The 21503-nt window shown below is 56.2% G+C and carries 21 protein-coding genes, 1 tRNA gene and 2 pseudogenes; 11 read left to right on the plus strand and 13 right to left on the minus strand.

The window, feature by feature from the left end; all coding sequences use genetic code 11:
* Positions 1-12: 12 nt before the first annotated feature.
* The 3 genes from AC0V61_RS10925 to AC0V61_RS10935 are packed head-to-tail and all read right to left on the minus strand — an operon-like array spanning position 13 to position 1904.
* Positions 13-1491 carry a sodium:solute symporter family protein gene (locus tag AC0V61_RS10925; protein ID WP_486157463.1) on the minus strand — a complete coding sequence of 493 codons (1479 nt, stop codon included), beginning with the start codon at positions 1489-1491 and terminating at the stop codon, positions 13-15.
* Between the two features lie 6 nt (positions 1492-1497).
* Complete coding sequence (locus AC0V61_RS10930; protein ID WP_486157465.1) at positions 1498-1707, minus strand: hypothetical protein; 210 nt, start codon at positions 1705-1707, stop codon at positions 1498-1500.
* Between the two features lie 20 nt (positions 1708-1727).
* Entirely contained in the window at positions 1728-1904 is a 177-nt protein-coding gene (locus tag AC0V61_RS10935; protein ID WP_486157467.1) for a hypothetical protein, read from the minus strand.
* Positions 1905-2041: 137 nt separating this feature from the next.
* Here AC0V61_RS10935 and AC0V61_RS10940 point away from each other — a divergent pair, with 137 nt between their 5' ends.
* Together AC0V61_RS10940 and AC0V61_RS10945 are read left to right on the plus strand one after the other, a co-directional pair.
* Complete coding sequence (locus AC0V61_RS10940) at positions 2042-3241, plus strand: GGDEF domain-containing protein (RefSeq protein WP_486157468.1); 1200 nt, start codon at positions 2042-2044, stop codon at positions 3239-3241.
* Positions 3242-3301: 60 nt separating this feature from the next.
* Positions 3302-3712, plus strand: a complete 411-nt coding sequence (locus AC0V61_RS10945) for a hypothetical protein (RefSeq protein ID WP_486157470.1) — start codon at positions 3302-3304, stop codon at positions 3710-3712.
* Between the two features lie 11 nt (positions 3713-3723).
* Here the strand turns inward: AC0V61_RS10945 and AC0V61_RS10950 are convergent, their stop codons facing one another.
* Together AC0V61_RS10950 and AC0V61_RS10955 are read right to left on the minus strand one after the other, a co-directional pair.
* Positions 3724-4467 carry a S49 family peptidase gene (locus tag AC0V61_RS10950; protein ID WP_486157471.1) on the minus strand — a complete coding sequence of 248 codons (744 nt, stop codon included), beginning with the start codon at positions 4465-4467 and terminating at the stop codon, positions 3724-3726.
* Positions 4468-4862: 395 nt separating this feature from the next.
* Positions 4863-5621, minus strand: a pseudogene (locus tag AC0V61_RS10955) (S49 family peptidase); the annotation flags it as partial.
* A 164-nt stretch (positions 5622-5785) separates the two neighbouring features.
* Between AC0V61_RS10955 and AC0V61_RS10960 the strand changes: the two are divergent.
* Positions 5786-6832: an aspartate carbamoyltransferase catalytic subunit gene (locus AC0V61_RS10960; protein ID WP_486157472.1), complete on the plus strand. Its 1047-nt coding sequence runs from the start codon at positions 5786-5788 to the stop codon at positions 6830-6832.
* A pseudogene (locus AC0V61_RS10965) lies at positions 6829-8062 on the plus strand (dihydroorotase). The gene AC0V61_RS10960 and the pseudogene AC0V61_RS10965 overlap by 4 nt, the downstream one beginning before the upstream one ends.
* Positions 8063-8161: 99 nt before the next feature.
* Here AC0V61_RS10965 and AC0V61_RS10970 read toward each other — a convergent pair.
* The 3 genes from AC0V61_RS10970 to AC0V61_RS10980 form a co-directional block, all read right to left on the minus strand.
* The gene (locus AC0V61_RS10970) at positions 8162-9574 is read right to left on the minus strand and encodes an SPOR domain-containing protein (protein ID WP_486157474.1); all 1413 of its coding nucleotides are present in this window, start codon (positions 9572-9574) and stop codon (positions 8162-8164) included.
* A gap of 61 nt (positions 9575-9635) precedes the next feature.
* Positions 9636-10154 carry a type II toxin-antitoxin system HicB family antitoxin gene (locus AC0V61_RS10975; RefSeq protein WP_486157476.1) on the minus strand — a complete coding sequence of 173 codons (519 nt, stop codon included), beginning with the start codon at positions 10152-10154 and terminating at the stop codon, positions 9636-9638.
* Positions 10155-10172: 18 nt separating this feature from the next.
* Positions 10173-10895: an AAA family ATPase gene (locus AC0V61_RS10980; RefSeq protein ID WP_486157477.1), complete on the minus strand. Its 723-nt coding sequence runs from the start codon at positions 10893-10895 to the stop codon at positions 10173-10175.
* Positions 10896-11224: 329 nt separating this feature from the next.
* On the opposite strand from AC0V61_RS10980, the gene AC0V61_RS10985 reads away from it, so the two are divergent.
* From AC0V61_RS10985 to bfr, 4 genes are all read left to right on the plus strand, one after another.
* Complete coding sequence (locus tag AC0V61_RS10985; protein ID WP_486157479.1) at positions 11225-12298, plus strand: SPOR domain-containing protein; 1074 nt, start codon at positions 11225-11227, stop codon at positions 12296-12298.
* A 90-nt stretch (positions 12299-12388) separates the two neighbouring features.
* Positions 12389-13687, plus strand: a complete 1299-nt coding sequence (locus AC0V61_RS10990; protein ID WP_486157481.1) for a DUF418 domain-containing protein — start codon at positions 12389-12391, stop codon at positions 13685-13687.
* A gap of 135 nt (positions 13688-13822) precedes the next feature.
* Positions 13823-14038, plus strand: coding sequence for a (2Fe-2S)-binding protein (locus AC0V61_RS10995; RefSeq protein ID WP_486157483.1), 216 nt, complete (start codon positions 13823-13825; stop codon positions 14036-14038).
* A gap of 137 nt (positions 14039-14175) precedes the next feature.
* Positions 14176-14664: a bacterioferritin gene (gene bfr / locus AC0V61_RS11000; RefSeq protein ID WP_486157485.1), complete on the plus strand. Its 489-nt coding sequence runs from the start codon at positions 14176-14178 to the stop codon at positions 14662-14664.
* Positions 14665-14687: 23 nt separating this feature from the next.
* Here the strand turns inward: bfr and AC0V61_RS11005 are convergent, their stop codons facing one another.
* The 4 genes from AC0V61_RS11005 to der all read right to left on the minus strand — a co-directional run bounded on the left by AC0V61_RS11005 (position 14688) and on the right by der (position 18505).
* Positions 14688-15530: a hypothetical protein gene (locus AC0V61_RS11005; RefSeq protein WP_486157487.1), complete on the minus strand. Its 843-nt coding sequence runs from the start codon at positions 15528-15530 to the stop codon at positions 14688-14690.
* 85 nt (positions 15531-15615) lie between these two features.
* Positions 15616-16101, minus strand: a complete 486-nt coding sequence (locus AC0V61_RS11010; protein ID WP_486157489.1) for a DUF2721 domain-containing protein — start codon at positions 16099-16101, stop codon at positions 15616-15618.
* Positions 16102-16174: 73 nt separating this feature from the next.
* Positions 16175-17017, minus strand: a complete 843-nt coding sequence (locus AC0V61_RS11015; protein WP_486157490.1) for a hypothetical protein — start codon at positions 17015-17017, stop codon at positions 16175-16177.
* A 48-nt stretch (positions 17018-17065) separates the two neighbouring features.
* Positions 17066-18505, minus strand: coding sequence for a ribosome biogenesis GTPase Der (gene der / locus AC0V61_RS11020; RefSeq protein ID WP_486157492.1), 1440 nt, complete (start codon positions 18503-18505; stop codon positions 17066-17068).
* Between the two features lie 208 nt (positions 18506-18713).
* Here der and AC0V61_RS11025 point away from each other — a divergent pair, with 208 nt between their 5' ends.
* A complete protein-coding gene (locus AC0V61_RS11025; RefSeq protein WP_486157494.1) occupies positions 18714-19295 on the plus strand; it encodes a CHAP domain-containing protein in 582 nt (193 codons plus the stop codon).
* 15 nt (positions 19296-19310) lie between these two features.
* On the opposite strand, the gene AC0V61_RS11030 is transcribed toward AC0V61_RS11025, so the two are convergent.
* Positions 19311-19598 (minus strand): DUF3297 family protein, encoded by a 288-nt coding sequence (locus AC0V61_RS11030; protein WP_486157496.1) that lies wholly within the window; start codon positions 19596-19598, stop codon positions 19311-19313.
* A 150-nt stretch (positions 19599-19748) separates the two neighbouring features.
* Between AC0V61_RS11030 and AC0V61_RS11035 the strand changes: the two genes are divergently transcribed.
* Both AC0V61_RS11035 and tig read left to right on the plus strand, forming a co-directional pair.
* Positions 19749-19833, plus strand: a tRNA-Leu gene (locus tag AC0V61_RS11035).
* Between the two features lie 71 nt (positions 19834-19904).
* On the plus strand, positions 19905-21485 hold the full coding sequence (tig, locus tag AC0V61_RS11040; protein WP_486157498.1) for a trigger factor: 1581 nt from the start codon (positions 19905-19907) through the stop codon (positions 21483-21485).
* Positions 21486-21503: the final 18 nt, after the last annotated feature.

The raw sequence follows: 21503 nt of genomic DNA on the forward strand, positions 1-21503 counted from the left end.
TCTTTTTGACAGTCAGGCTGTGGCCTTAGTGAACCCTTCGCTGTGATCCGCCGTTTGCGGCTGGGTGAGGAGGCTCACGACAATCAGAACAGGCACATGCACCATAAGCCCGAGCATCCCTTCGTGCAGATCATAGGGCCGCAGGTCATTGCCGAAATATCCGCTCAGGAAGAAGAATGCAGCGGTTAGCGAACCGCTTGCAAACCCTGCGATAACCCCCGCGGTGGTTGCACGGCTCCAGTACATGGCGGCAACGATGGGCGGGGCAAGCTGACAGATAATGCCATAGGCCGTGAGGAGCAGCACCACGAGCGACATGCCTTCGCTTACAGCGAACACGAATGCAATCGCGCCCACCACAACGACCAGCACCTGAATAAGGCGCCTGCGCGCCTCGTCCGACATGTCTTTGAAGGGCTTAATCCCGTCCTCCACGGTAACCGATGCAGCAGCATGCATCAGGGAATCGCCGGTGGACATGGATGCCGATAAAGCGCCTGCACAAAACAGCCCCACTACGATAGCGGGAAGCTCTGCGTTGAGGATCATGAACGGCAAGATGAAATCGGACGAGGGCGGAGCTTTGGGATAAAGCACGCCTGCAAACCCGATCAAAAACACCGGGATCAAGAACAGCTGAAAGGTCGGGAACAGGACAACGGTCTGGCGAAGAGTGTTGTCGCTCCTTGCGGTAAAGGCCTTCATGAACAGGTGTGGCCACATCATCAGGCCCACAGCAGAGACGATGATAGCGCTGGAATACCCGCCCCATGACCAAGGTTCGCCAGACGCGGTGAGCCCAGGCATAGTGAGAAGCTCTGGTCGCTCAGCCAAAATCTGGCTGAACATCTCACCCACACCGCCATAGAGCGAAATTGGCAGATACAGCCCTAGCGTCCATGCGATGGTGAGCATGAAAATGCCTTGGAACGTATTGGTCCAACCAACCGCGGCAACCCCAGAAAACAGCACATAAATCAGCACGATGCCATAAGCGACCAAAGCGCCTGCCCAAAGCGGCACATTGCCCTCGGTCACTGCCTCAATCACGATCCCTGCACCGCGCATTTGCAAGGTGATGTAGGGGATGAAGGCAAGCACGGTTAGAACCGCAATCATCAAGGAGAGCGCGCGCGATGGGAAACGCCCGCAAATCAGCTGTGCCTGTGTCACATAGCCAAATTTGCGGCCCAATGCCGCCGCTTTTGGCCCAAGGAAAAAGTAAGGCACAATGCCCAGCACACCGTAGCACAGTATATAGAAGGCTGCTGCTCCCCGGCTATAGGCCCAGCCCGGCCCGCCAAGGAATGCGAAGGCGGAAAAGATCGACGCGCCGAGCACGAAATACATGACCAGAAGGCCAAAATCGCGGTCTCCGGCGACATAACCTGCAACGCTTTTCGAAGCGCGCCTACCCGACAAAAGCCCAATCGCAAGGGTGACGCCAAGATAGGCTGCGATGACGGCTGCAATAATGTGCCAGCGTTCCATTGCCGCTTAGTCCTCAGCCCTGGTTTCGCTGACATAAAGCGCTGCGAGCAGCACGAGCGCAATGACGATCAAGGCTGCGATCACAAAGAGGTTGAAGGGGAGGCCAAAAACCGGAGGGGCCGCGACATTGTAAAGCATAGCGCCCGGCCAAGTTGTGGCCATCAAGAAGATGACCATGTATCCTGCGACCAATCCTCTGATTGCGTTCTTTTGCAAATTGCGGCTCCCAAACCAATTTAATGTGCGCTGCATAAACTCAGTGGCGATCCTAAAAAGCTCACTTCGTAATGCCCACCGCGTTCTGCCCAAGCCTCTGCCCACGCCTCTGCCCACGCCTCTGCCCAAGCCTCTGCCCACGCGCCTGCCTCGCCCAATTCGCGCCAATGCACAAGCGACAGGGATGATGGTGGCATGTTTCAGGCGTCCTAGAAAGGAACATTTGGCCGACTTTTTGCAAGCATCTGCACGCAAGGGTTGTGTGATCGCGATTTACAATTCTATGTCAAACCGCCCAGAATCGTGCGGGTCAGTCAAAGCTTGTGGAGCGGGCATGCAGATTGTTACAGCGCTAGTATGGCCTGCCCTCGCGCTGGTCTTTGCCGGGGCGTTTTTCTACCTCTGGAATGCTGATCGATCTAGGGTTCATCTCTTTAGCTTTGGGATCGGTTTTTTGGCGCTTTTTCTGGTCATGACCGTGGTCATTGCCATTCCTGCGGCAAATTCATCGCTTGTTACCTCACTCTTGCATGGCCTCGCCTGTACCAGCGTGATGGCGATCGTGTGGGGAGCAACATCGCGGCTTAAACAAAGAACACCACTGCTTGGAATGTCCGTGGTCAGCGTTATTTCGTGTTCACTTTTGTTTTTTGCTTTGAGCGAAGAAGAGCATTCGGTTGCCCTGCTTGTGCAAAATGGAACAAGTGGATTGCTTTTTGGAATTGGCGCTGTTTCCTTGTGGACGGCGCGCTCCACCAACGTATTTGACCGCGTGCTTGTATGGACCATGAGCCTGCTTGCCGGTTTCAGCTTGTTGAGACCACTTTGGGTCCTTTATCTCAAAATCGAAGTTGGCTCTCTCGTGAATCGCACGATTGAATTGGGCGCAGTCAATGTGCTTGTGCTTACAATTTTGACCGCGATTTTGGGCATTGCCCTTATTGCGATCGCAGTGCGCGAAGCGATTGAGATACGGCACGGTGCACAGCGCGCAGATCCCGTTTCTGGTTTCCTTGACCAGCGAACCTTTGAACACGGCTGCGAGCCAGCTCTTGCGACCGCTCAACGGCTGGATATGCCGGTCTGCCTCGCGGTGCTCCAACTCGATTGGTTTGATCGGATCATGGAAAAATGGGGGCCCGACACAAGCGATATGGTGTTGCGCGAAATTTCCGATGTTATCCGCGCCTGGCAGCGTGACAGTGACGTAATTGGCCGGATCGCAGAAAACCAATTCGGTATACTCTTCGTGGGTGTGAGCGCCCATTCTGCGCAAAAAATCGTATGCCAATTGCGGGCCGATATCGATCAAGCGTGCAATGACCGGATGGAAGGATTGCTAAAGTTCACTGTGACGTCTTCGATTGCACAGGCGGCGGACAGAACAAGCTTTAAAACGTTGCTGCGCGATGCTCTTACCCCTTTACCAAAAGCACAAAGTCGAGGGGCGGGAGTTAGCTTTGTAAACGGCGATGAGTTGCAAGAGTCACAACTGACCTCTCGCCGAGATGGAACCTTTGTCACTCATGGTTAGTATATTTACGCAGTGGCCGCGTGTTTATGGCGGTTGGGATTATCAAGGCTGAAATGACAAATGGCTTCCAAGAATACGTCGATGGCGTTCAAGCCATCGCGTGAGACTAGAACCCAAGTTGCGACACGGCTGTACCGAGAAAGACAAGCTCGAACAGAGCTGTTCGCGGATAGCGAGCTTTTCGGTGAGCCTGCTTGGGACATCCTCCTGTACCTCTTTCAAGGCCATTCGCAGGGCCGGGGCGTCAAGATTGAGCGGGTGGCAAGCGCCACAAGCTTACCGGCGACTTCGACCTTGCGATGGCTTGAGCTCCTTGAGAGCAAGGACCTTGTGTTTGCTTACCGCGACGAGGATGAGGTGAAGCAGATATATCTGCGTCTTTCGTCCAAGGGGCTTGTTGAGATGGGCAATTATCTCGATCGCATTGCAGCACGGCGCGAACCGGCGAGCGACGTTCGCTCGGTGGGTTAGCGCAGCTGTGTTCAGTCAGCCAGCCATGCGCCAATGACCTTCAATAGGCCGTCACCGTCCCGTGCACTGACGGATTGAGGACTGGTGGGACACTCAAGACAATAGGCCTGAATGCCCTGCGTCCCGGAAAGCATCTTTGCATCATGCGCCAATTGGCCAATCAAAACATCGCGCTGACGAGCGGTCGCTGCGAACAGGTCACTACGCGGTGCGGTGACCTTTGGTGCCACTGCATTGGTCACGAGCTGACGGATCAGGGAATCGTAATTGCCAGGAGCAGTGCCAAGGAACATCGCGCTCCAATCGTCTTCTTCAAGGCCCGCTTCTGAGGCCACCCATTGCATCGCATCCTCAAGCCCGCCGAATTGATCGACAAGGCCCAGTTGACGCGCAGTGCCGCCATCCCAAACGCGGCCTTGCGCGATGTCATCGACTTTGTCGGTTGTCATGCCGCGTGCTTCGCCAACGATGGTAAGAAAGTCGGTGTAGGTGTCTTCGATCCCGGCTTGCAAAATGGCGTCAAGCTCAGGTGAAAAGCCATCGATCAAATCAGGCTGACCGGACAAGGGGGTGGTTCGATACCCGCCCGCGCTCACGCCGATTTCATCCGCAGTGCCCTCAAACGTTGGAATGACAGCAAAGACGCCGATCGAGCCGGTGATTGTCTCAGGCTGGGCAAAAATGCGGTCTGCTTTCGTGGCGACCCAATAGCCGCCGCTTGCAGCGACATTGGCAAAAGAGACAGCGACAGGCACATCTTTTTCAGCACGGTAACGCTCGACCGCTTGGCGGATGTCTTCAGATGCGATGGCTGAGCCACCTGGGAATCGACCCGGACAACAAGCCCTTTGATGTCATCATTGCTAAAGGCGTCGTCGAGAAGGCCAACAATGCGCGCGCCTCCGGCGGTGCCGGGTCCCGCTTCGCCATCGACGATGACGCCGGCAACGGTTACCACCGCGATTTTGTTGCTGGATGATCCAGTGCCGGGCCCTACGTCAGCCAAGAACGGGGCAAGGTCGCTTTTGGCATAGGCGCCAGGTGTTTCGTCAAACGCATCTTCACCAGCGATTTGTGCCACGTGTTTGCCAAATTCGACCTTCGTGCCAATTGTGTCGACGAGCCCTGCGTCAAGCGCTGCTTTGGCAAGGTCGCCGGACGATGCCTCGACCCATGCGACAGGGTCTTTGGTCACCCGGTCCAGTTCCAGCGAGGGGCGCGCTTTCTTTACATTCGCCTGCCACTCTTCCCACAAAGAGCCGTAAAGCGCCTCCAGGTTTTCACGGCTTGCATCGGATGGCCCATCGAGCAGATAAGGCTCCACCGCCGACTTAAAGGTGCCCACGCGATACACACGCACGTTGACTTTCAGCTTTTCAAGAAGGTCCGCGTAATAAAGCCGCGCGCCGCCGGGACCAACGATTGTTGCGCCGCCCATCGGGTCGACCCAAACCTCGCTGGCATGAGCGGCAAGATGCATGTGGTCATCGCCATAACCCAAGGCGTATGTGAGGACCGGCTTATCAGCTTTGCGCACCCGGTCCATTGCATCAGCGATAGACTGCATGTGCACCTGACCCCCGCCAATAAATCCGCCAAGGTCCATCACAACCGCTTTCACGCGTTCATCGGTCGCGGCTGCATCAAGTGCGCGGACAAGATCACGGGCGCGAAGTTCGACCGGTGGAGCTGTCCCGCTTAGCAAAGCCTGGAAGGGATCAACCTCGCTTTTTTCTTCAACAACGTAGCCCGACATATCGATAAGGAGCGCGCCTTCGCGCACTTGGCCAGGGTTGGGAGCTGCTGAAAGGATGCTGAAAAGAGCGATGAAGAAAAGCAGCATGAATACAAGAACAAGTCCGTCTTTGATGCCGACGATGACCTTCCATGCTTTACCCAAAAAGCTCATTCTTATTCCTTATCTGTGCGTGACCTGGTTGGCTTGCACGCATTAACGCTTTTGCAGCCCATGCAGTTCCTTTGACGTATAACGGGCCCCGCGTAAACTTCTAGGGGAAGTGAGGCCTTCATGGGTTGAGCGTTGCACATGTCTCGACTAAGGGCTTGGCTTTAATGAACCAGACGCCAAATCCAAGCGAAGCCTCAACGTTGACCGGAGTGTCAGGCTCCGGACGATTTCCCGAAGGCCGCCTCGCTTTCCCCCATCGTGATCTCACCGGCATAAGCCAGCTTGAACGGCACGAAATCCTCTATTTGCTGGCATCAGCTGAGGAATGGGTCGACCTTAATCGTGGGCGAAACAAGCGCGCTGATCTCCTGAGTGGGCTCACCATCATCAATGCGTTTTTTGAAAACTCCACCCGCACGCTTTTGAGCTTCGAGATTGCGGGCAAACGCCTTGGCGCAGATGTGGTGAATATGCACGCCGCACAATCAAGCGTTAAGAAAGGCGAGACACTGATCGATACAGCGATCACATTGAACGCCATGCGGGCTGATGCGATTGTGATCCGGCACGGTTCAAGCGGTGCGACACAGCTGATCGCAGACAAGGTGGATTGCCCCGTTTTGAACGCAGGCGATGGACAACACGAACACCCCACACAGGCGCTTCTCGATGCGCTCGCTCTTCGCCAGGCTCTGGCATCGAGAGGCGAGGCGACGGAGGATTTCACCGGGCGAACGGTTCTGATTTGCGGCGACATTTTGCACAGCCGCGTTGCGCGCTCGAACATACTTTGCCTCCAAGCGATGGGGGCACAAGTGCGTTTGTGCTCACCGCCTGCTCTTATGCCGCAAGGGGTGGAGATGATGGGAGCAGAGCCTTTCCATGATTTCGATGCTGCACTTGCAGGTTGCGATGTGGTTATGATGCTGCGGCTTCAGTCAGAGCGGATGTCGGGCCAATTCATCCCTTCTGCGCGCGAATACCACCACCTGTATGGGCTGACCAAAGCGCGGTTGCAGCGCGCGGCGCCTGATGCTTTGGTCATGCATCCAGGGCCCATGAACCGCGGCGTAGAAATCGATAGCGAAGTGGCAGATATGCTCGACCGTTCAATCATCACCAGCCAGGTGGAAATGGGCGTTGCCATCCGCATGGCGTGTTTGGATGTGCTCACCCGTGGCACTCGCGGTGTTGAGGGGTGGGTCGCATGAAACAGTCACGACCCTTGACCATCGCGGGCGGAACGCTCGTCACTTCCAAAGGCCTCATTGAAGGGGGTGCGCTGTGTTGATGGAGTGATCGCGGCGGTAGGCGGTGATCTTGCTCCAGAGGAAGGCGACAAGGTCCTCCACGCCAAAGGCAAGCTGATAACGCCGGGTATCATCGACCTTGGTGTTTTCGCCGTGGATAAACCTGCGTTTCATTTTGGCGGCATTACCCGTGCAGCTTTGATGCCCGACCAATCCCCGCCGCTCGATTACCCGAGCCGGGTCAATTACATCGCAAAAAGCGGAAAGCCTGACTTGTGGGTCCACCCTCTAGCGGCTGCGACACGCGGGCTTGAGGGGCGCGAACTTGCTGAAATCGCGCTCATGCGTGACGCGGGCGCAAAGGGCATTGCCACAGGGCGCAAATGGATCGCCGATAGCGGCGTTATGCTGCGCCTCTTGCAATATGCAGCGATGCTGGATCTGGTGGTTGTGACCCATTCAGAAGATGCAGGGCTCATTGGCGAGGCGGCAGCGACCGCGGGAGAGTTTGCGACCCGATTGGGCCTCCCAAGCGCGCCTGCCGAGGCGGAAACTCTGGCAATTGCGCGCGATATTGCTTTGACTGAGCTCAGCGGCGGGCGGCTCCATTTGCGCCAAGTCACAACGGCGGCTGGCTTTGATCTGGTGCGCGCGGCCAAGGCCCGCGGTGTGGGCGTAACCTGCGGGATCACCCCTGCGCATTTTATGCTCTCAGACCTTGCAACAGCAGATTTTCGCACCTTCACAAAGCTCTCCCCGCCTTTGCGCAGCGAAGCGGACTGGCAAGCAGCGCTCAGCGCGATCGGGGATGGCACTGTTGATGTGATCTCCAGCGGCCATGATCCACGCGGACCAGAAGACAAGCGCTTGCCTTTTGCCGATGCTGAACCGGGTATGGCAGGGGCTGAGACCCTATTGGCGATGGTCCTTGGCCTTGTGCGCGATGAGGTGATCGATCTGACGCGAGCCTTCGAATTGTTGGCGGGCAATCCCGCAACGCTGCTTGGCGTGCCAGCAGGCGCTCTCACAGTAGGGTTAGAGGCCGATATCGCAATTATCGACCCGGAGGCCCCTTGGGTGGTGGATCGCCGCAAGATGGCTGCGACTGCTGACAATACGCCGTTCGATATGCAGGGCGTCCAGGGCAGGGTGCGCGCGCTTGTTAAAGGCGGCGTGGCGATTGAAAGCTAAGGCGCGTCAACAAAAAATGCCCCCGAAAGCATAAAGCTTATCGGGGGCAGTCTCGCTGAAGCTGATCAAAATGCTAAAGCGGGGGGAATTGTTTGGTGTTTAGCGCGCGGCAACACGCACGCTGCGCTTGACGGCACCGGCTGGTGGGCTGGATTTGGCATAGGCGAAACAGCCGCCGCCAGTAGCCTTAACGGAACCGCACATGGAACGCGCTTGACGCTCGCCAAAGCCTGCGGCGGCAACACGGAAGAATGTGCGACCATTTACCTGAGCTTCGGTGATGACAACATCGCGGCCCTTCAGGCTTGGATAGCGGCGTTGGAATTCGCGCCATTTTTGTTCGGCGACTTCGCGGGTGTTGAATGAACCGAGTTGAACGCGGTGTGTGTCGGCTGAACCACGGGCGGGATTGCTGCGGGTCGGGGCACTGCGGGTCGGGGCACTGCGGCTAGGAGCGCTTGCGCGGCTGGGTGCAGCGCGTGAGGCGACCTTTGGTGCGGCAGGCTTTGGTGCTGCAATTTTTTGGACAATTTCGTTTGAAACGAATTGCTGCCTAGGGCGCGGCGCTGGTTTTGGTTTTGCAACAGGTGCAGCAACCGAAGGTGCGGCGGGCTTAGGCGCCGAAGCGCTGTGTGTCACATTGTCAAAACCGCCTGCGTTAAAGGCAAGCGTTTCGCTTTGACGCGGCGCGGCAGGAGCGCTTTTGGGCGCCATTGTCTCATCCGCTTTAGCCACTTGTGCAGCTTCTGCTGCGAGCTCAGGCTGGCTTGGGAAGTTCGAAAGCGCCAGATATTGCGGCTGACCGCTATCCGATACGGGCCGTAGGCCAAGCAGGTTGGATACGCGCACCATATGGTCTTCCGGACGCGCGGTCGCGGCCCAATCAGACAGGCGAGTATCAAGTTGGTCCGGTGCCACATCCTCTGATGCCATCACACGCGCTGCCCGCCAATTGCCAGCCAGCGCATAGGCGTAAGCGAGGTTTTGACGCGCTTTGGGTGTTCCATTGCCTTCGCGAATTGTGTTCACGAGGATTTCAACGCCGCGATCCGCTTCGCCAGCAAGGGCAAGGGCAAGACCAAGATCAGCGCGAGGTACGCTGTTTTGGCGCGCTTGGAGAACTTTAACGGCCGCCCGGTTGTCACCGGTGGCCACTTGGGTGAGAGCATAGCTCAGCACGGTGCGCCCGCGGATGTCGCCCAGTTCAATTGCATCGCCAAATGCTGATGCTGCAGATGTGTAACGGCCCGCTTCGAGATAAGCAGAGCCAAGGATCGCGCGATATTCAGGGTCGCGCGGTGCCGCAAGCACGGCGGCTTCGGCGTGAGAAATCGCCTTATCGACCTTACCATTTTCAAGAGCGGCTTGCGCTTTATCGAAAGAAACTTGCGCAGGAGGCGCAGATGATGCGCAACTTGCCAGAGCAAGGCTCGCCAATGCGGAGCCAAGGACTAGGTGAAGCTTTGGGCTGCTTTTGCGCGCAGCGGCAACACCTTGGTTTGTGCAAGCCATTTCAAATTCCCCTAACGTAATACTGTTCTGGCGGCATTTATTTACCGCAAAGGGTTAAAATTCAGTTTCTTTTCATTCGGCTTGCGAGGGCATCAAGGTCCTCGATCTCGCCAAACATTGCATCGATTGCATCGGTCACCAGGGCTTGTGCGCTTATGCCGTGCATGGTCGCAGCAAGGCGCAATTTGAGGTGACGGTCTGAATCCAGCCTCAAGGTGAACGCCGCGCGGCGCTTATCTGCTTTTGCGTCTGCTTTTGACGCGGCAGATTTTTTTGAAACTTTGGTGGTTTTGGACGACTTGGGTTTAGGTTTGGCCTTCGCCTTCGTCTTACGAGGTGCGTGTCCACCCGGGCCACCCGGGCTGCCCGGACTTGCCTCTCCCATGTCATTCCAGCCAAGATCCTCAAGGCTGTCTGTGTCAATCGGTCCCACTTCGGGAAGGGGAGCGAGTTGTGGACGCATTGCTGGTTTGGCGCCGCCTTTGCGAGCAAGCAAAGTTGGTCCAAGCGAAGCAAAGCCGGTATCTGATCCGGTGTTTGACCGGGCTTTTGTCCCCGTCACTGATCTGGCACTCGACATTGCGCGCGGCACCTTCGGTTACTGCGCCACGCGGCGGCCAAAGCCACCTGCTGGGCGCTGAACGCCATTGGCTTGGACCTGGTGCCCGCTGCCGGGTGATGCGAAGACTGTGCGCCGGAAGTTTTTCTCAAGTCGGTCAGAGATATATTTCCACAAGGCGCTGATTTCTGCGGAACTGCGGCCTTCTGGTTCGACTTCCATAACCGTGCGACCATCGATCATCGAGGCGGCAAAATCTGTGCGGTGGTGAAGGGTGATGGGTGCAACTGTGCCATGCTGCGAAAGGGCAACAGCGGCCTCCGATGTGATCTTGGCCTTGGGTGTTGCGGCATTCACGACAAAAACCAGCGGCTTGCCGGCGCGCTCACACAAATCCACCGTTGCGCCCACAGCGCGCAGGTCATGCGGACTTGGCCGGGTTGGTACGACAATAAGCTCTGCAACAGAGATGACTGATTGGATCGCCATTGTGATTGCAGGCGGTGTATCGATGACAGCAAGCTTAAAGCCTTGCTGACGAAGCACTGCCAGATCATTCGCGAGCCGCGACACGGTGGTTTGAGCAAAGGCAGGATATTCTGCCTCGCGTTCATTCCACCAATCGGCAAGCGAACCTTGTGGGTCGATATCAATCAGCACAACCGGCCCAGCGCCAGCGCGCTGTGCTTGAACAGCCAAATGCCCGGACAAGGTTGTCTTACCCGATCCGCCCTTCTGCGAGGCCAAAGCTAGTACACGCAAAGCAGGTCCCCCTAAAATGTGACCTATAAAAACACCGCCCAATTGCGGCTTCTGAATTGCGTGGATCGCAGACTACCCCTAATTTAGAGTTAACAGCTAATCGCCTTACTTCGCCCATTTGCACCCGATTGAGGGCCAAACACGATTTAAGCTCGCGCCGCACACGTTGGCCGCGCTGCCCTCCCTTGCGAACGGGCACTCAGGCGGTGTCTGTCAATAATTTGCTAACCATTCTTGCGCTAGGAAAACTGCGAAGGCTCTAGCGAAAGCATGCGATTTCGTCCGAGCGAGTTAACACAAGAGCGGTTACACAAAGGACACCAAGCGCCATGGCACAAGGTATTGATTTTAAATCTGGCTTTATTCGCTCGATTGCGGGCCTTGGACTTATAGCTGCAGCCGCTGCAGCAGCGCCTGCGTCAGCCGATGTTAAGCAAGGCGTCGATGCTTGGAGCGCGGGCGACTACACCACGGCTGTGGCACAGTGGCAGCTGCCTGCAAGCAACGGCGATGCAGATGCGCTCTTTAACCTTGCGCAGGCCTATCGCCTTGGCCGCGGAGTTCCTGCCGACATTAACCGAGCCCGCGAGCTTTACGCCGAAGCGGCACAAAAAGGCCATGTGAAGGCGGCGGACAATTATGGTCTTCTCCTCTTCCAACAAGGTCAGCAGGCAAACGCGATGCCGCTTATCACAGACGCAGCAGAACGCGGCGATCCGCGCGCGCAATACGTTCTGGGCCTTGCTCATTTTAATGCTGATTATGCGCAAAAAGATTGGGTGCGTGCCTATGCACTCCTGACGCTTGCGAACGGCGCTGGACTGCCGCAGGCGGCCAATGCGCTTAAGCAGATGGACCAATATGTTCCCATCGATCAGCGTCAGATGGCGCAATCTGTGGCGCGCGAGCTCGAAGGCAAAGCCGCGCAGCGCCGCAGCGCTGAACTCGCAGCTCTAGATTTGGGGACACCTGGCAGCAAAGCGCCTCTAAATAGCACGCCCGCACGCAGCTATCCGGCAGCTTCAAGCGCTCCCATCACACAGCCGCGTCCTGCATTTGTAGAGCGTGCCCCGCGTGCAGCGCCCGTTTCGCCAACACCAGCCGTGATGACGAGCCCTGCACCAGCCCCGGTTCAGGCCTCCTCCCTTCAGGGGGCGCAATCATCAACCCGCACTGGCGATTGGCGGGTGCAACTCGGAGCATTCGGCGTATCGAGCAATGCAGATCGCCTGTGGTCAAAACTGCAAGCAAATCCTGCTCTTTCAGGCACCCGCAAATCGCTTGTGCCGGGCGGCAATGTCACCCGCTTGCAAGCGGTTGGTTTTTACAGCCGCGCCGAAGCACAGCGCGCCTGCGACAGCTTGAAACGTCAGGGACAAGGTTGCCTGGTGAAGCGGCCTTAAGCGCCCCTTACACCTCAAATTTCTCTTCCCTCTTCCCCTGAGCTGCAGTGATGCTAGTCTTTGCTGTAAACACGGCTCAGGGGGATATTTATGAGCGCTGCGACAACGCCGCATGAAGCTAAGGGTACGTCTGGTTCCCAGGAGCCAGTAATTCACACAGGGCCGGTCGCTAAAGGCGACAGGATTGAAACGCTCGACTTTATCCGCGGGATCGCCGTCATGGGCATTCTTGCAGCGAACATCGTTGTCTTTGGACAGCCGTTTAACGCTTACACCTATCCAGCGGCCTGGATTGGCCCGACGGGTGACCCTGATGGTTGGCTTTGGATCGCACAATTTATCCTTGTCGATGGCAAAATGCGCGGGCTTTTCACGCTTTTGTTCGGAGCAGGCATGTACCTGTTTATGGAGCGTGCATGGGCGAGGGGAGACACGGCCAAACTGCAAGCGTGGCGTTTGTGTGTCCTATTCGTGTTCGGCTACATCCATTTCCTCTTCATCTGGATGGGCGATATTTTGGCGATGTACGCTTTGCTGGGATTGCTAGCTCTCACTTGCATCAGGTGGAAGGCGAAAACGCAAATGGCCGTGGGCCTGACCGTCTATGGCTTTGGCGCTTTCGTTTATTCCCTTTTCTCATTCCCTTATTTCATCGTCAACACTGCGTTGGGCGAAGCTGAAGGTATGGAAGAAGTGCGCAAAGATATGAGCGATGGGGTCACCGAGGCGCTTGCCGATGATAAGATCGTCACAGCGCTCAAAACATCAGGTGATTATCTTGGCCTTGTTCAGCACCGCTTGAGTGAGGATTGGTACTTCCCGTTCGCCAATTCGAGCATATTCTTCCTCGAAACCCTTCCATTGATGCTCATCGGAATGGCGCTGTATCGCTTTGGCTTCTTCAGCGGTTCGTTCAATCGCACCAAGATGCTTCTATGGGGCTGGATCGGCGTGATCAGCGGCGGATTTGTCACCTTGCTTATTGGCATGGTCGCACGAGCCTCAGGGTTTGAATATTGGGCAAGCAATGCCGCATTCCTTGCCTGGAGCCCTCTGCCGCGCCTTGCCATGGTGCTGGGCATTGCTGCGCTTTTGGTGGCGTATTCGCCCGCTTGGACCGGATGGCTTGCGGAGCGAGTGCGCGCGGCGGGAAGGGCGGCCTTTACCAACTATCTGGGCACATCGGTGCTTATGCTGTTTGTGTTCCATGGTTGGGCACTTGGTCTTTTTGGCGAGCTTACCAGGCCACAGCTTTATCTTGTGACGGTGCTCACATGGATTGTGATGCTAGCCTGGTCCAAGCCTTGGCTCGACCGGTTCCGCTATGGCCCGCTTGAGTGGCTGTGGCGCTGTTTGACCTATCGCAAGCGATTCCCGCTCAAACGATAGGCACTGCGCAAGGCGCAGTTGTGGCAAAGAAAGCGACAGCGGAGCGCAGTTTTACCTTGCTATTGCGATTAATTCGCATATCTAAGTGTTGCAAACGCTTCGCAGGAGTGATTCCCAAGGAGCTATTGGAGCCTTATGTACACTTGCATTTGCAACGCTATTCGCGAATCCGACTTACGTGCAGCTGCGCTTGACGCTGGCGGCGATGCCGAAACGGTCTACGCAAGCCTTGGGAAAAAGCCGAACTGCGGGCAGTGCCTTGAGAAAGCTCAGAAAACTATCGAAGAGGAGCGCGCTCTTGTCGCCGCGCTCGATCCGGCCCGCACACTCTGCGAAGTAGTCGCATTATAAGGCGCTAACTCGCAATTGCGAGGGCTTCGCAAGGCACTGATTTAAAACAAAAAATTACGAAGGCACCCTTGCCGAACCATGGGAGTTGCCTCTATATGTCTGGGCATTCAGCATCTGGAGATAGAGGACCCATACCCATGAAGGGCGACCCCAAAGTCATCGAATTTTTGAACAAAGCTCTCACCAATGAGCTCACCGCAATCAACCAGTATTGGCTGCACTACCGCGTGCTCGACGATTGGGGCGTGACCAAGCTTGCAGAGTATGAGCGCAAAGAATCCATCGAAGAGATGGAGCACGCCGACAAGCTGGCTGCGCGTGTTCTGTTCTTAAACGGCCTCCCCAACTTCCAGGCGATCCATAATCTTCGCGTAGGTGAGACGGTTCTTGAGATCCTCAAGGCTGACATGGCTCTTGAGGAAGACGCGATCCCGCTGCTGCGCGATGCGGTAGAATATTGCGATAACGTGCGCGACTATGTCAGCCGCGATCTGTTCAACTACATCCTCGACAATGAGGAAGAGCATGTGGACTTTCTTGAGACCCAGTTTGATATGATCGAGCGTATGGGCCTTGAAAACTACGTTCAGTTGAACAGCCGCGCGGCGGGCGATAAAGGCGAATAATCTGGGGCTAATAAAACCGCCTGTTACCCCGCGAACAGATTTGAAATCTTGGCATTACGAATAAGGTCAGTCGCTTTGGCGGCTGGCCTTATTTTATACCGGTCATTCTGTGCATTCATCGCGGTGAAGGGCTGCCCTTTGGGAGTGTAAATGCGCGATGTGATGCTGCCATCGTCAAGCTCGTAATAGACCTCGCAAATCGTCAGTTTCGCAGTGGTGTCCATTAGGGCGTAGAACACGGCGCTTGCCCCGAGTTCAAGCTCGCCCCACTCATCGGTGTTCTTGGCCGAGTAGAGGGTTAAACCCATGTCGAACGAGCTGCACATTGCATTCCCTTTGCGGGTGTATCCGGCAACGCCGCCGATCCAGAAATCGGGAGCAAATCCAACCAATGCATGGTACTTTTGCGGTGTTTGCACCGGCGCAGCCAGCGTCCAGCTTCGATAGCCTTTAGGCAGCGAAATTGGCTCCTCACCAAAGGTGACTAAGCTAAAAGGGCTTTGCTCTTCGCTGACAAGAATATGGTCGGAGACATCGCCTCCGCGTGCTTCCAAGAAGTCCGGTAGGAAGATGCCTTTGGTGTTCCAATTCTTCTCAGGAGGGCCAAGCGTCATTAGCTCCTCCATCATGGGCTCCATCGCCGCGCCAAAGCTTTCATCCTCGAGCACAACCGAGAAAATCTGCGCCAATTGCTCACTCGATAGGTCCGGGGGCAAAATGCCTTTGGCTGCTGGATTGTCGTTAATAGGAGCGCTTTCGGAAACGCTGTCATGGGCACTGTTAGGAGCAACGTCCCGCGCGCTTGCTGCGGCCGAGAACACGCAGAGCAAAGCTGCGTGCAGGCAAAGGGATATTTGGAAAGTCATGGATTGTTGGCCCCACCTCGATGTGTTGGGAACACCCTATTTCCAATCAGACACGCCCTTCAAGCATTAACAAGCAGGCTCGCGCTTATTCCTTTTCTCGCGGACTGTCCGCAGCCATCAAAGATTCGCGCAGGAAATAGCCAAGTCCCGTGATCAACAACCCAATCGTGGTCACCCAAAGAACCGCAACGAGCACGCCGATATTGGGCTTTATAAATGCCGATACGAACAAAAGAGCGATCACAAGGCTGATTACAGCGGCGGCTGCGGTGGAGAACTTGACCGCAACCCGCACAAGGCGGCGGCGTTTGGAGAGCCATTCGACTTCAACTTCAAAAGGGATACGGCTGAGAAAGTCAGGCGTGGGCGACGTGGAGTTCACACAAATCCGCTCAATCCGGCCCGCCAGCCAGACAAGGCGCTGCATCATCACGTTGAGCAGACCGCCGATCCCGACAAGGAGGAACGCAGGCGCCAAGCTGAGTTCAACGGCCTCACGCACACGCGATGTCGATGCCGTTTGCTGAAGCAGCTCACTGGCAACGCCCACGGTAGAGATATCAAAAAACATCACCCCGCTTTAGCGTCAAGCGCGTGTGCCACAAGCGTCGCAATGCAAAAGCGGGCATTTCATGCAGTTTACGCTAAATCACAGCGCCCGGTGGCAGCGTGTAATAGATCACTTTGTTGAGTTCCGGGTCCACGATGTGCCGATACTGTGCGCCTTCCTCGAAAGGCCGCGACAAAAGACAAGGTTCGTTGCGCAAGAATGCCTCATACATTGCAGCAGCGAGAGCCTCTGGGCTTTCGTAGGACGGCGGCGTCAGATCCATATTGTCCCATTGTGACTGGCATCTGGGCGAATTGCGGATTGAATATGTGATCGGGTCTGGTTGAAATCCCGGCATAATTGCTTTGGGGCCGGTTCGCCAGATATCGGGCGCGGGGTTTATGGTCACGCTCTTGATATCGGGGTTGGTGAGCAGCGCTATACAGCGCATATCGCAGCGGACCTCGTTGGCGTGTGACCGGCGCTCAAAAAACTCTGTATGGATCAAGACGTCACCGGAAAGGTCCAACGCTGCCATGTCTTTATCTGTCATCACATATTGATCGATATCATGCTGCACCGCAGAAATATTGAGCCAAGGCAACGCGTTAATGGGGTAATGGGGCCCGATCATGCGTTGGGTGACGTAATCGCGGCGTGAGTGCTCTTGGATTAGAATGAATGCGGTTGCGATGAGGGCAACACAGACAACCACGGCAAGGAAAACGCTCAACTCAGGCCATATCCTTGAGCGCATAATAAAGGCGCCAAATGCAACCGAGATGGCAAGCGCGGTCGAGACCGGGGCAAACATGAAGAGTGAGACGAGCACCAGAGGGCACATCAAAGCGATTGTTGCTGCCCAAAAGATGCCAGGGGCTGAACCTGTTAATCGCGTTTGCCCCTGATGGCGTTGATCTGTGCGGATCGGCTGCATGAAGGCAACCTATCGCAAGAACGCCCTCTTCGCAAAATCGGCGTGATGTTAGCTTTTCTTATCGCCACCCGAATAATTCCCGCCCCCGCCGCGGTTGGCATTGTAGGGGTTCTTGGGGCTCTTCAAGGTGACGCGAACCGGCACCGCCTCAAAGCCTAATTTCGCGCGGATACCGTTGATCAAATAACGCTCATAGCTTTTGGGCAAATCATCAAGGCGCGATCCGAACACCACAAAGCGGGGTGGGCGGGTGCCTGCTTGTGTGATGTATCGCAGCTTGATCCGGCGGCCACCGGGCGCTGGCGGAGGGTTGGCGGCAAGGGCATCGTCGAACCAGCGGTTGAGGGCAGCGGTGGGCACGCGCTTGGACCAGCTATCGCGCAAGGTGAAGGCTGCGCTCAGCATAGTGTCGAGGCCTTTGCCGGTCTTGGCGCTGACGGCGAAAACGGGAAGTCCGCGCACCTGCGCAAGGCCATCGTGGAGCGCGGCTTTGATCCCGTTGAAGAGGGAGGAGGCGTTTTCGGCCACATCCCATTTGTTGATCGCAACCATCAACGCACGGCCCTCTTCAAGAGCAAGCGCTGCGATTTTGAGATCCTGGTGCTCAAGGCCCTGTGTTGCGTCGAGCAGCAGCACTACGACCTCAGCAAAATCCACCGCGCGCCTTGCATCAGCGACCGAAAGCTTTTCCAGCTTCTCGGTTACATTGCGCTTCTTGCGCATGCCCGCTGTATCGATCAGGCGGATTTCGCGGGTGGTGCCGGATTGTTTATCCTCCCACTCCCAATCGATCGCAATGGAGTCGCGGGTAATGCCTGCTTCGGGTCCGGTCAGCAGGCGATCTTCGCCAAGCAGCCGGTTGATGAGCGTCGATTTGCCTGCATTGGGACGCCCGACAATTGCTAGCTTTAGCGGGCCAAGCGGTGCGTCTTCATCCTCTTCCAACGGCGCATTTGCTGCAGCCTCGGCTGCATCGGCCTTTTCGCCAATGATTGGCCATAGCCCTCCGAACAGGTCTGCGATGCCTTCGCCATGCTCGGCGGACACAGCCACGGGCTCGCCAAAGCCAAGCTCATAGCTTTCCAAGACGCCAGCTTCGCCTAATTTCCCTTCTGCTTTATTGGCGACCAGTACAATCGGCACATCATGTTCGCGAAGGTAGCGGGAGATTTCATTGTCGAGCGGTGTCAGACCAGCGCGCGCGTCCACCACAAACATCGCTGCATCTGCGCCCTCAAGGCTGGCTTCTGTTTGTTTGCGCATGCGGCCGGGCAGGCTGAGTTCATCCTCATCCTCCCAACCGGCGGTATCGACCACGGTGAATTGCAGCCCCGCAATCTCCGCATCACCCAAACGGCGGTCGCGGGTCACACCGGGCTGATCATCGACGAGCGCAAGCTTCTTGCCCACGAGCCGGTTGAACAGCGTCGACTTGCCCACATTAGGGCGTCCGATGATAATGACAGTTGGTTTTTCGAGCGAGTTCATTGGTGATGCCTGATAATCTGGCCGCCAAGTGGCCCCTTACCGGCCAATTAGCAAGTTTTGTCGAAATACGCCGCCGTCAAATGTCAGGGGCCGCCAAATGTTACGGCCCATAGTTGTCACGGCTCGTAAAAACACGAAACAGCGTAAACCCGGAATTAACCCTTATCCAAAGGTTCATATCAAGATTACCGGGTCATTAGGGGTAATTATGAATTGCCACCTTAAACCTTTCATCGCTGCCAGCATCGCTCTGGCGAGCACATCTGTCGTTCTCGCGCCTGCACCCGCAGTCGCGCAAAGCTCCAGCTATCTGCAATGCGTTCCCTATGCGCGCGAGCTGTCTGGCATCCAGATTTACGGCGATGCGCGCACGTGGTGGGATCAGGCGGATGGCAAATACGCTCGGGGCAAACGCCCGCAAGAAGGCGCGGTGATGGTGTTTAAGCCCCATCGCAATATGCGCCTTGGGCACGTTGCTTATGTTAGCGAAGTGATCGATTCGCGCACGGTGCGCCTTACGCATGCCAATTGGTCAGAGATCAACGGGAAACGCGGACAGGTGGAGCGCAATGTCCCAGCGATCGACGTCTCGCCCAACAATGATTGGAGCCAAGTGCGCGTGTGGTATCATCCGATCCAAGCACCGGGACGCACCAAGTGGCCGCTTGCAGGGTTCATCTATGGCGATGAAATGTCGCAGCCAAAACAGGCAATGCCGCGTGTCCGGGGGCCTGTTAAGGCGAACCCCAGCCGCGAGTTTGAACGCGCTTTTGCAAAGTTCAGCCGCTAACAAGCGTTGCGGGGCTTAGCCCTTTTTTGCCACGGGTGGTTCGTCGCCAAGGTCTTCAAACCACGCCTCAACAGGGCCATTGAGTTTGATCGTCAGGGGGTTGCCCTTGCGATCCACGGTCTTTCCCGCTTGCACCCGGACCCAGCCTTCTGAGATTGAGTATTCCTCAATATCAGTGCGCACGCGGTCCTTGAATTTGATGCCGACGCCGCGCTGGAGCACGTCTGCGTCAAACACGGGGCTGCGCGGATTGACCGAGAGATGGTCGGGGGGCACGTCGCTTGCATTTGTTTCGTCGCTCATGGGAAAGGGCCCTTAATCGCCTCGCCCGCGCGAGACAAGTACGCCTGCACGAGTTGTTGGCGCTTGCCCTTTTGCTTGGGTGCCTTTAGGGGGCCTGTTCTGACGCGCGCGGGACAACTTTGGTTTTCCCGCGCGGCTTCGTCTGGGCAAGCGGGCGTGGCGAAATTGGTAGACGCGCCAGATTTAGGTTCTGGTATCGCAAGATGTGGGGGTTCGAGTCCCTTCGCCCGCACCAATATTCGCCCCTCTGTCGGCCTAAGGCGTTGAGACGAAATTTCTGTTCAAGAAGGCGTAAAGTACCACCTCATGGCTATTAAGCAGACCACTAACGAAGGCCTCAAGCGCGGCTATGTTATCACGCTCACCGCCGCTGAAATCGCTGCGAAGATCGAAGCTGAGATCAAGAAGATCGCGCCGCAGGTGAAAATGCCGGGTTTCCGCCCGGGCAAGGTCCCCGCCAATCTCGTGAAGAAGATGCATGGCGAGCAAATTCACGGTCAGACTGTCAATGACATGATTCGCGAATCGGTCGATGGCATGATTGCGTCGGAAGAACTGCGTCCCGCCATGCAGCCATCTGTCTCGCTTGGCGAAGATTATGAGGAAGGCAAAGACGCTGAGATCACGGTTGAGCTTGAAGTGCTCCCAGTGGTTGAGGCGCCTAGCACCGATGGGTTGAAGCTTGAGAAGCTCACGGTTCCTGTAAGCGATGAAGCACTTGAAGAAGCGATTGCGAACATTGCTGGCTCGAACAAGAGCTATAAAGATGCAGCCAAAACCAAGAAAGCGGCTGACGGCAACCAGTTGATCATCGACTTTGTTGGGAAGCTCGACGGTGAAGAGTTTGAAGGCGGCAAGGCCGAAGATGCTCCACTTGTGATCGGCTCGGGCGCGTTCATTCCGGGCTTTGAAGAGCAACTTGTCGGTTCAAAGACCGGTGATGAGAAAACCATCACCGTGACTTTCCCAGAGGATTATCAGGCCGAAAACCTCGCTGGCAAAGAAGCGACTTTCGATGTTACCGTTAAGGCCGTGAAGGTCGAAACCGAGACCAAGATCGACGACGAGTTTGCGAAGAACCTTGGCCTCGACAGCCTCGACAAACTCAAAGAGATCATGACAGGGCAGCTTGAGCAGCAAACCGCTGGCCTTACTCGCACGCAGATGAAGCGTCAGCTTCTCGATCAACTTGCCGCCGGTCACGATTTCGAAGTGCCATCGCAAATGGTCGATGCGGAATTTGAGCAAATCTGGGCTCAGCTTCAGCAGGAAGCCGCTAAGGAAGAAGATCCCGCAGCAGCGATCAAAGAGATCGAAGCTGAAAAGGATGACTATAAGACAATCGCTGAGCGCCGCGTGCGCCTTGGCCTCCTCCTTTCCGAAATCGGTCAGGCGAACAATGTCGAGGTCAGCCAGCAAGAGATGCAGATGCTGATCCAGCAAGCAGCGCAGCAATATCGCGAAGAAGATCGCGAGCGCTTCATGCAGTACATTCAGCAAGACCCAATGGCCGCCGCTCAACTGCGCGCACCGCTTTACGAAGACAAGGTCGTCGACTTCCTATTCGACAAGGCTGACGTGACCGAGCGTGAAGTGACCGTTGAAGAGCTTCAGGCCGCGATTGAAGCGGATGAGGAAGCTGAAGCGGCGAAGGCTAAGAAGGCGCCCGCTAAGAAGAAAGCTCCGGCTAAGAAGCCAGCGGCGAAAAAGGCACCGGCCAAAAAGGCAGCTGCTAAAGACGCTGAAGAAAAGCCAGCGGCCAAGAAGGCACCTGCTAAAAAAGCTCCGGCGAAAAAGCCTGCTGCTAAAACGGCTGAGAAAAAGCCAGCCGCGAAAAAAGCGCCTGCCAAAAAGGCTCCAGCAAAGAAGCCTGCTGCTAAGAAATAATCTTGCAGAACCAAGGCT

This window comes from Erythrobacter sp. JB1-4, from assembly GCF_057365025.1.

Excerpts from the sequence above, each read along its gene's own strand:
- AC0V61_RS10925 (WP_486157463.1), bottom strand. The coding sequence starts at position 1,491 with ATGGAACGCTGGCACATTATTGCAGCCGTCATCGCAGCCTATCTTGGC.
- AC0V61_RS10935 (WP_486157467.1), bottom strand. The coding sequence starts at position 1,904 with ATGCCACCATCATCCCTGTCGCTTGTGCATTGGCGCGAATTGGGCGAG.
- AC0V61_RS10940 (WP_486157468.1), top strand. The coding sequence starts at position 2,042 with ATGCAGATTGTTACAGCGCTAGTATGGCCTGCCCTCGCGCTGGTCTTT.
- AC0V61_RS10945 (WP_486157470.1), top strand. The coding sequence starts at position 3,302 with ATGGCTTCCAAGAATACGTCGATGGCGTTCAAGCCATCGCGTGAGACT.
- AC0V61_RS10960 (WP_486157472.1), top strand. The coding sequence starts at position 5,786 with ATGAACCAGACGCCAAATCCAAGCGAAGCCTCAACGTTGACCGGAGTG.
- AC0V61_RS10970 (WP_486157474.1), bottom strand. The coding sequence starts at position 9,574 with ATGGCTTGCACAAACCAAGGTGTTGCCGCTGCGCGCAAAAGCAGCCCA.
- AC0V61_RS10975 (WP_486157476.1), bottom strand. The coding sequence starts at position 10,154 with ATGTCGAGTGCCAGATCAGTGACGGGGACAAAAGCCCGGTCAAACACC.
- AC0V61_RS10985 (WP_486157479.1), top strand. The coding sequence starts at position 11,225 with ATGGCACAAGGTATTGATTTTAAATCTGGCTTTATTCGCTCGATTGCG.
- AC0V61_RS10990 (WP_486157481.1), top strand. The coding sequence starts at position 12,389 with ATGAGCGCTGCGACAACGCCGCATGAAGCTAAGGGTACGTCTGGTTCC.
- AC0V61_RS10995 (WP_486157483.1), top strand. The coding sequence starts at position 13,823 with ATGTACACTTGCATTTGCAACGCTATTCGCGAATCCGACTTACGTGCA.
- bfr (WP_486157485.1), top strand. The coding sequence starts at position 14,176 with ATGAAGGGCGACCCCAAAGTCATCGAATTTTTGAACAAAGCTCTCACC.
- AC0V61_RS11005 (WP_486157487.1), bottom strand. The coding sequence starts at position 15,530 with ATGACTTTCCAAATATCCCTTTGCCTGCACGCAGCTTTGCTCTGCGTG.
- AC0V61_RS11010 (WP_486157489.1), bottom strand. The coding sequence starts at position 16,101 with ATGTTTTTTGATATCTCTACCGTGGGCGTTGCCAGTGAGCTGCTTCAG.
- AC0V61_RS11015 (WP_486157490.1), bottom strand. The coding sequence starts at position 17,017 with ATGCAGCCGATCCGCACAGATCAACGCCATCAGGGGCAAACGCGATTA.
- der (WP_486157492.1), bottom strand. The coding sequence starts at position 18,505 with ATGAACTCGCTCGAAAAACCAACTGTCATTATCATCGGACGCCCTAAT.
- AC0V61_RS11025 (WP_486157494.1), top strand. The coding sequence starts at position 18,714 with ATGAATTGCCACCTTAAACCTTTCATCGCTGCCAGCATCGCTCTGGCG.
- AC0V61_RS11030 (WP_486157496.1), bottom strand. The coding sequence starts at position 19,598 with ATGAGCGACGAAACAAATGCAAGCGACGTGCCCCCCGACCATCTCTCG.
- tig (WP_486157498.1), top strand. The coding sequence starts at position 19,905 with ATGGCTATTAAGCAGACCACTAACGAAGGCCTCAAGCGCGGCTATGTT.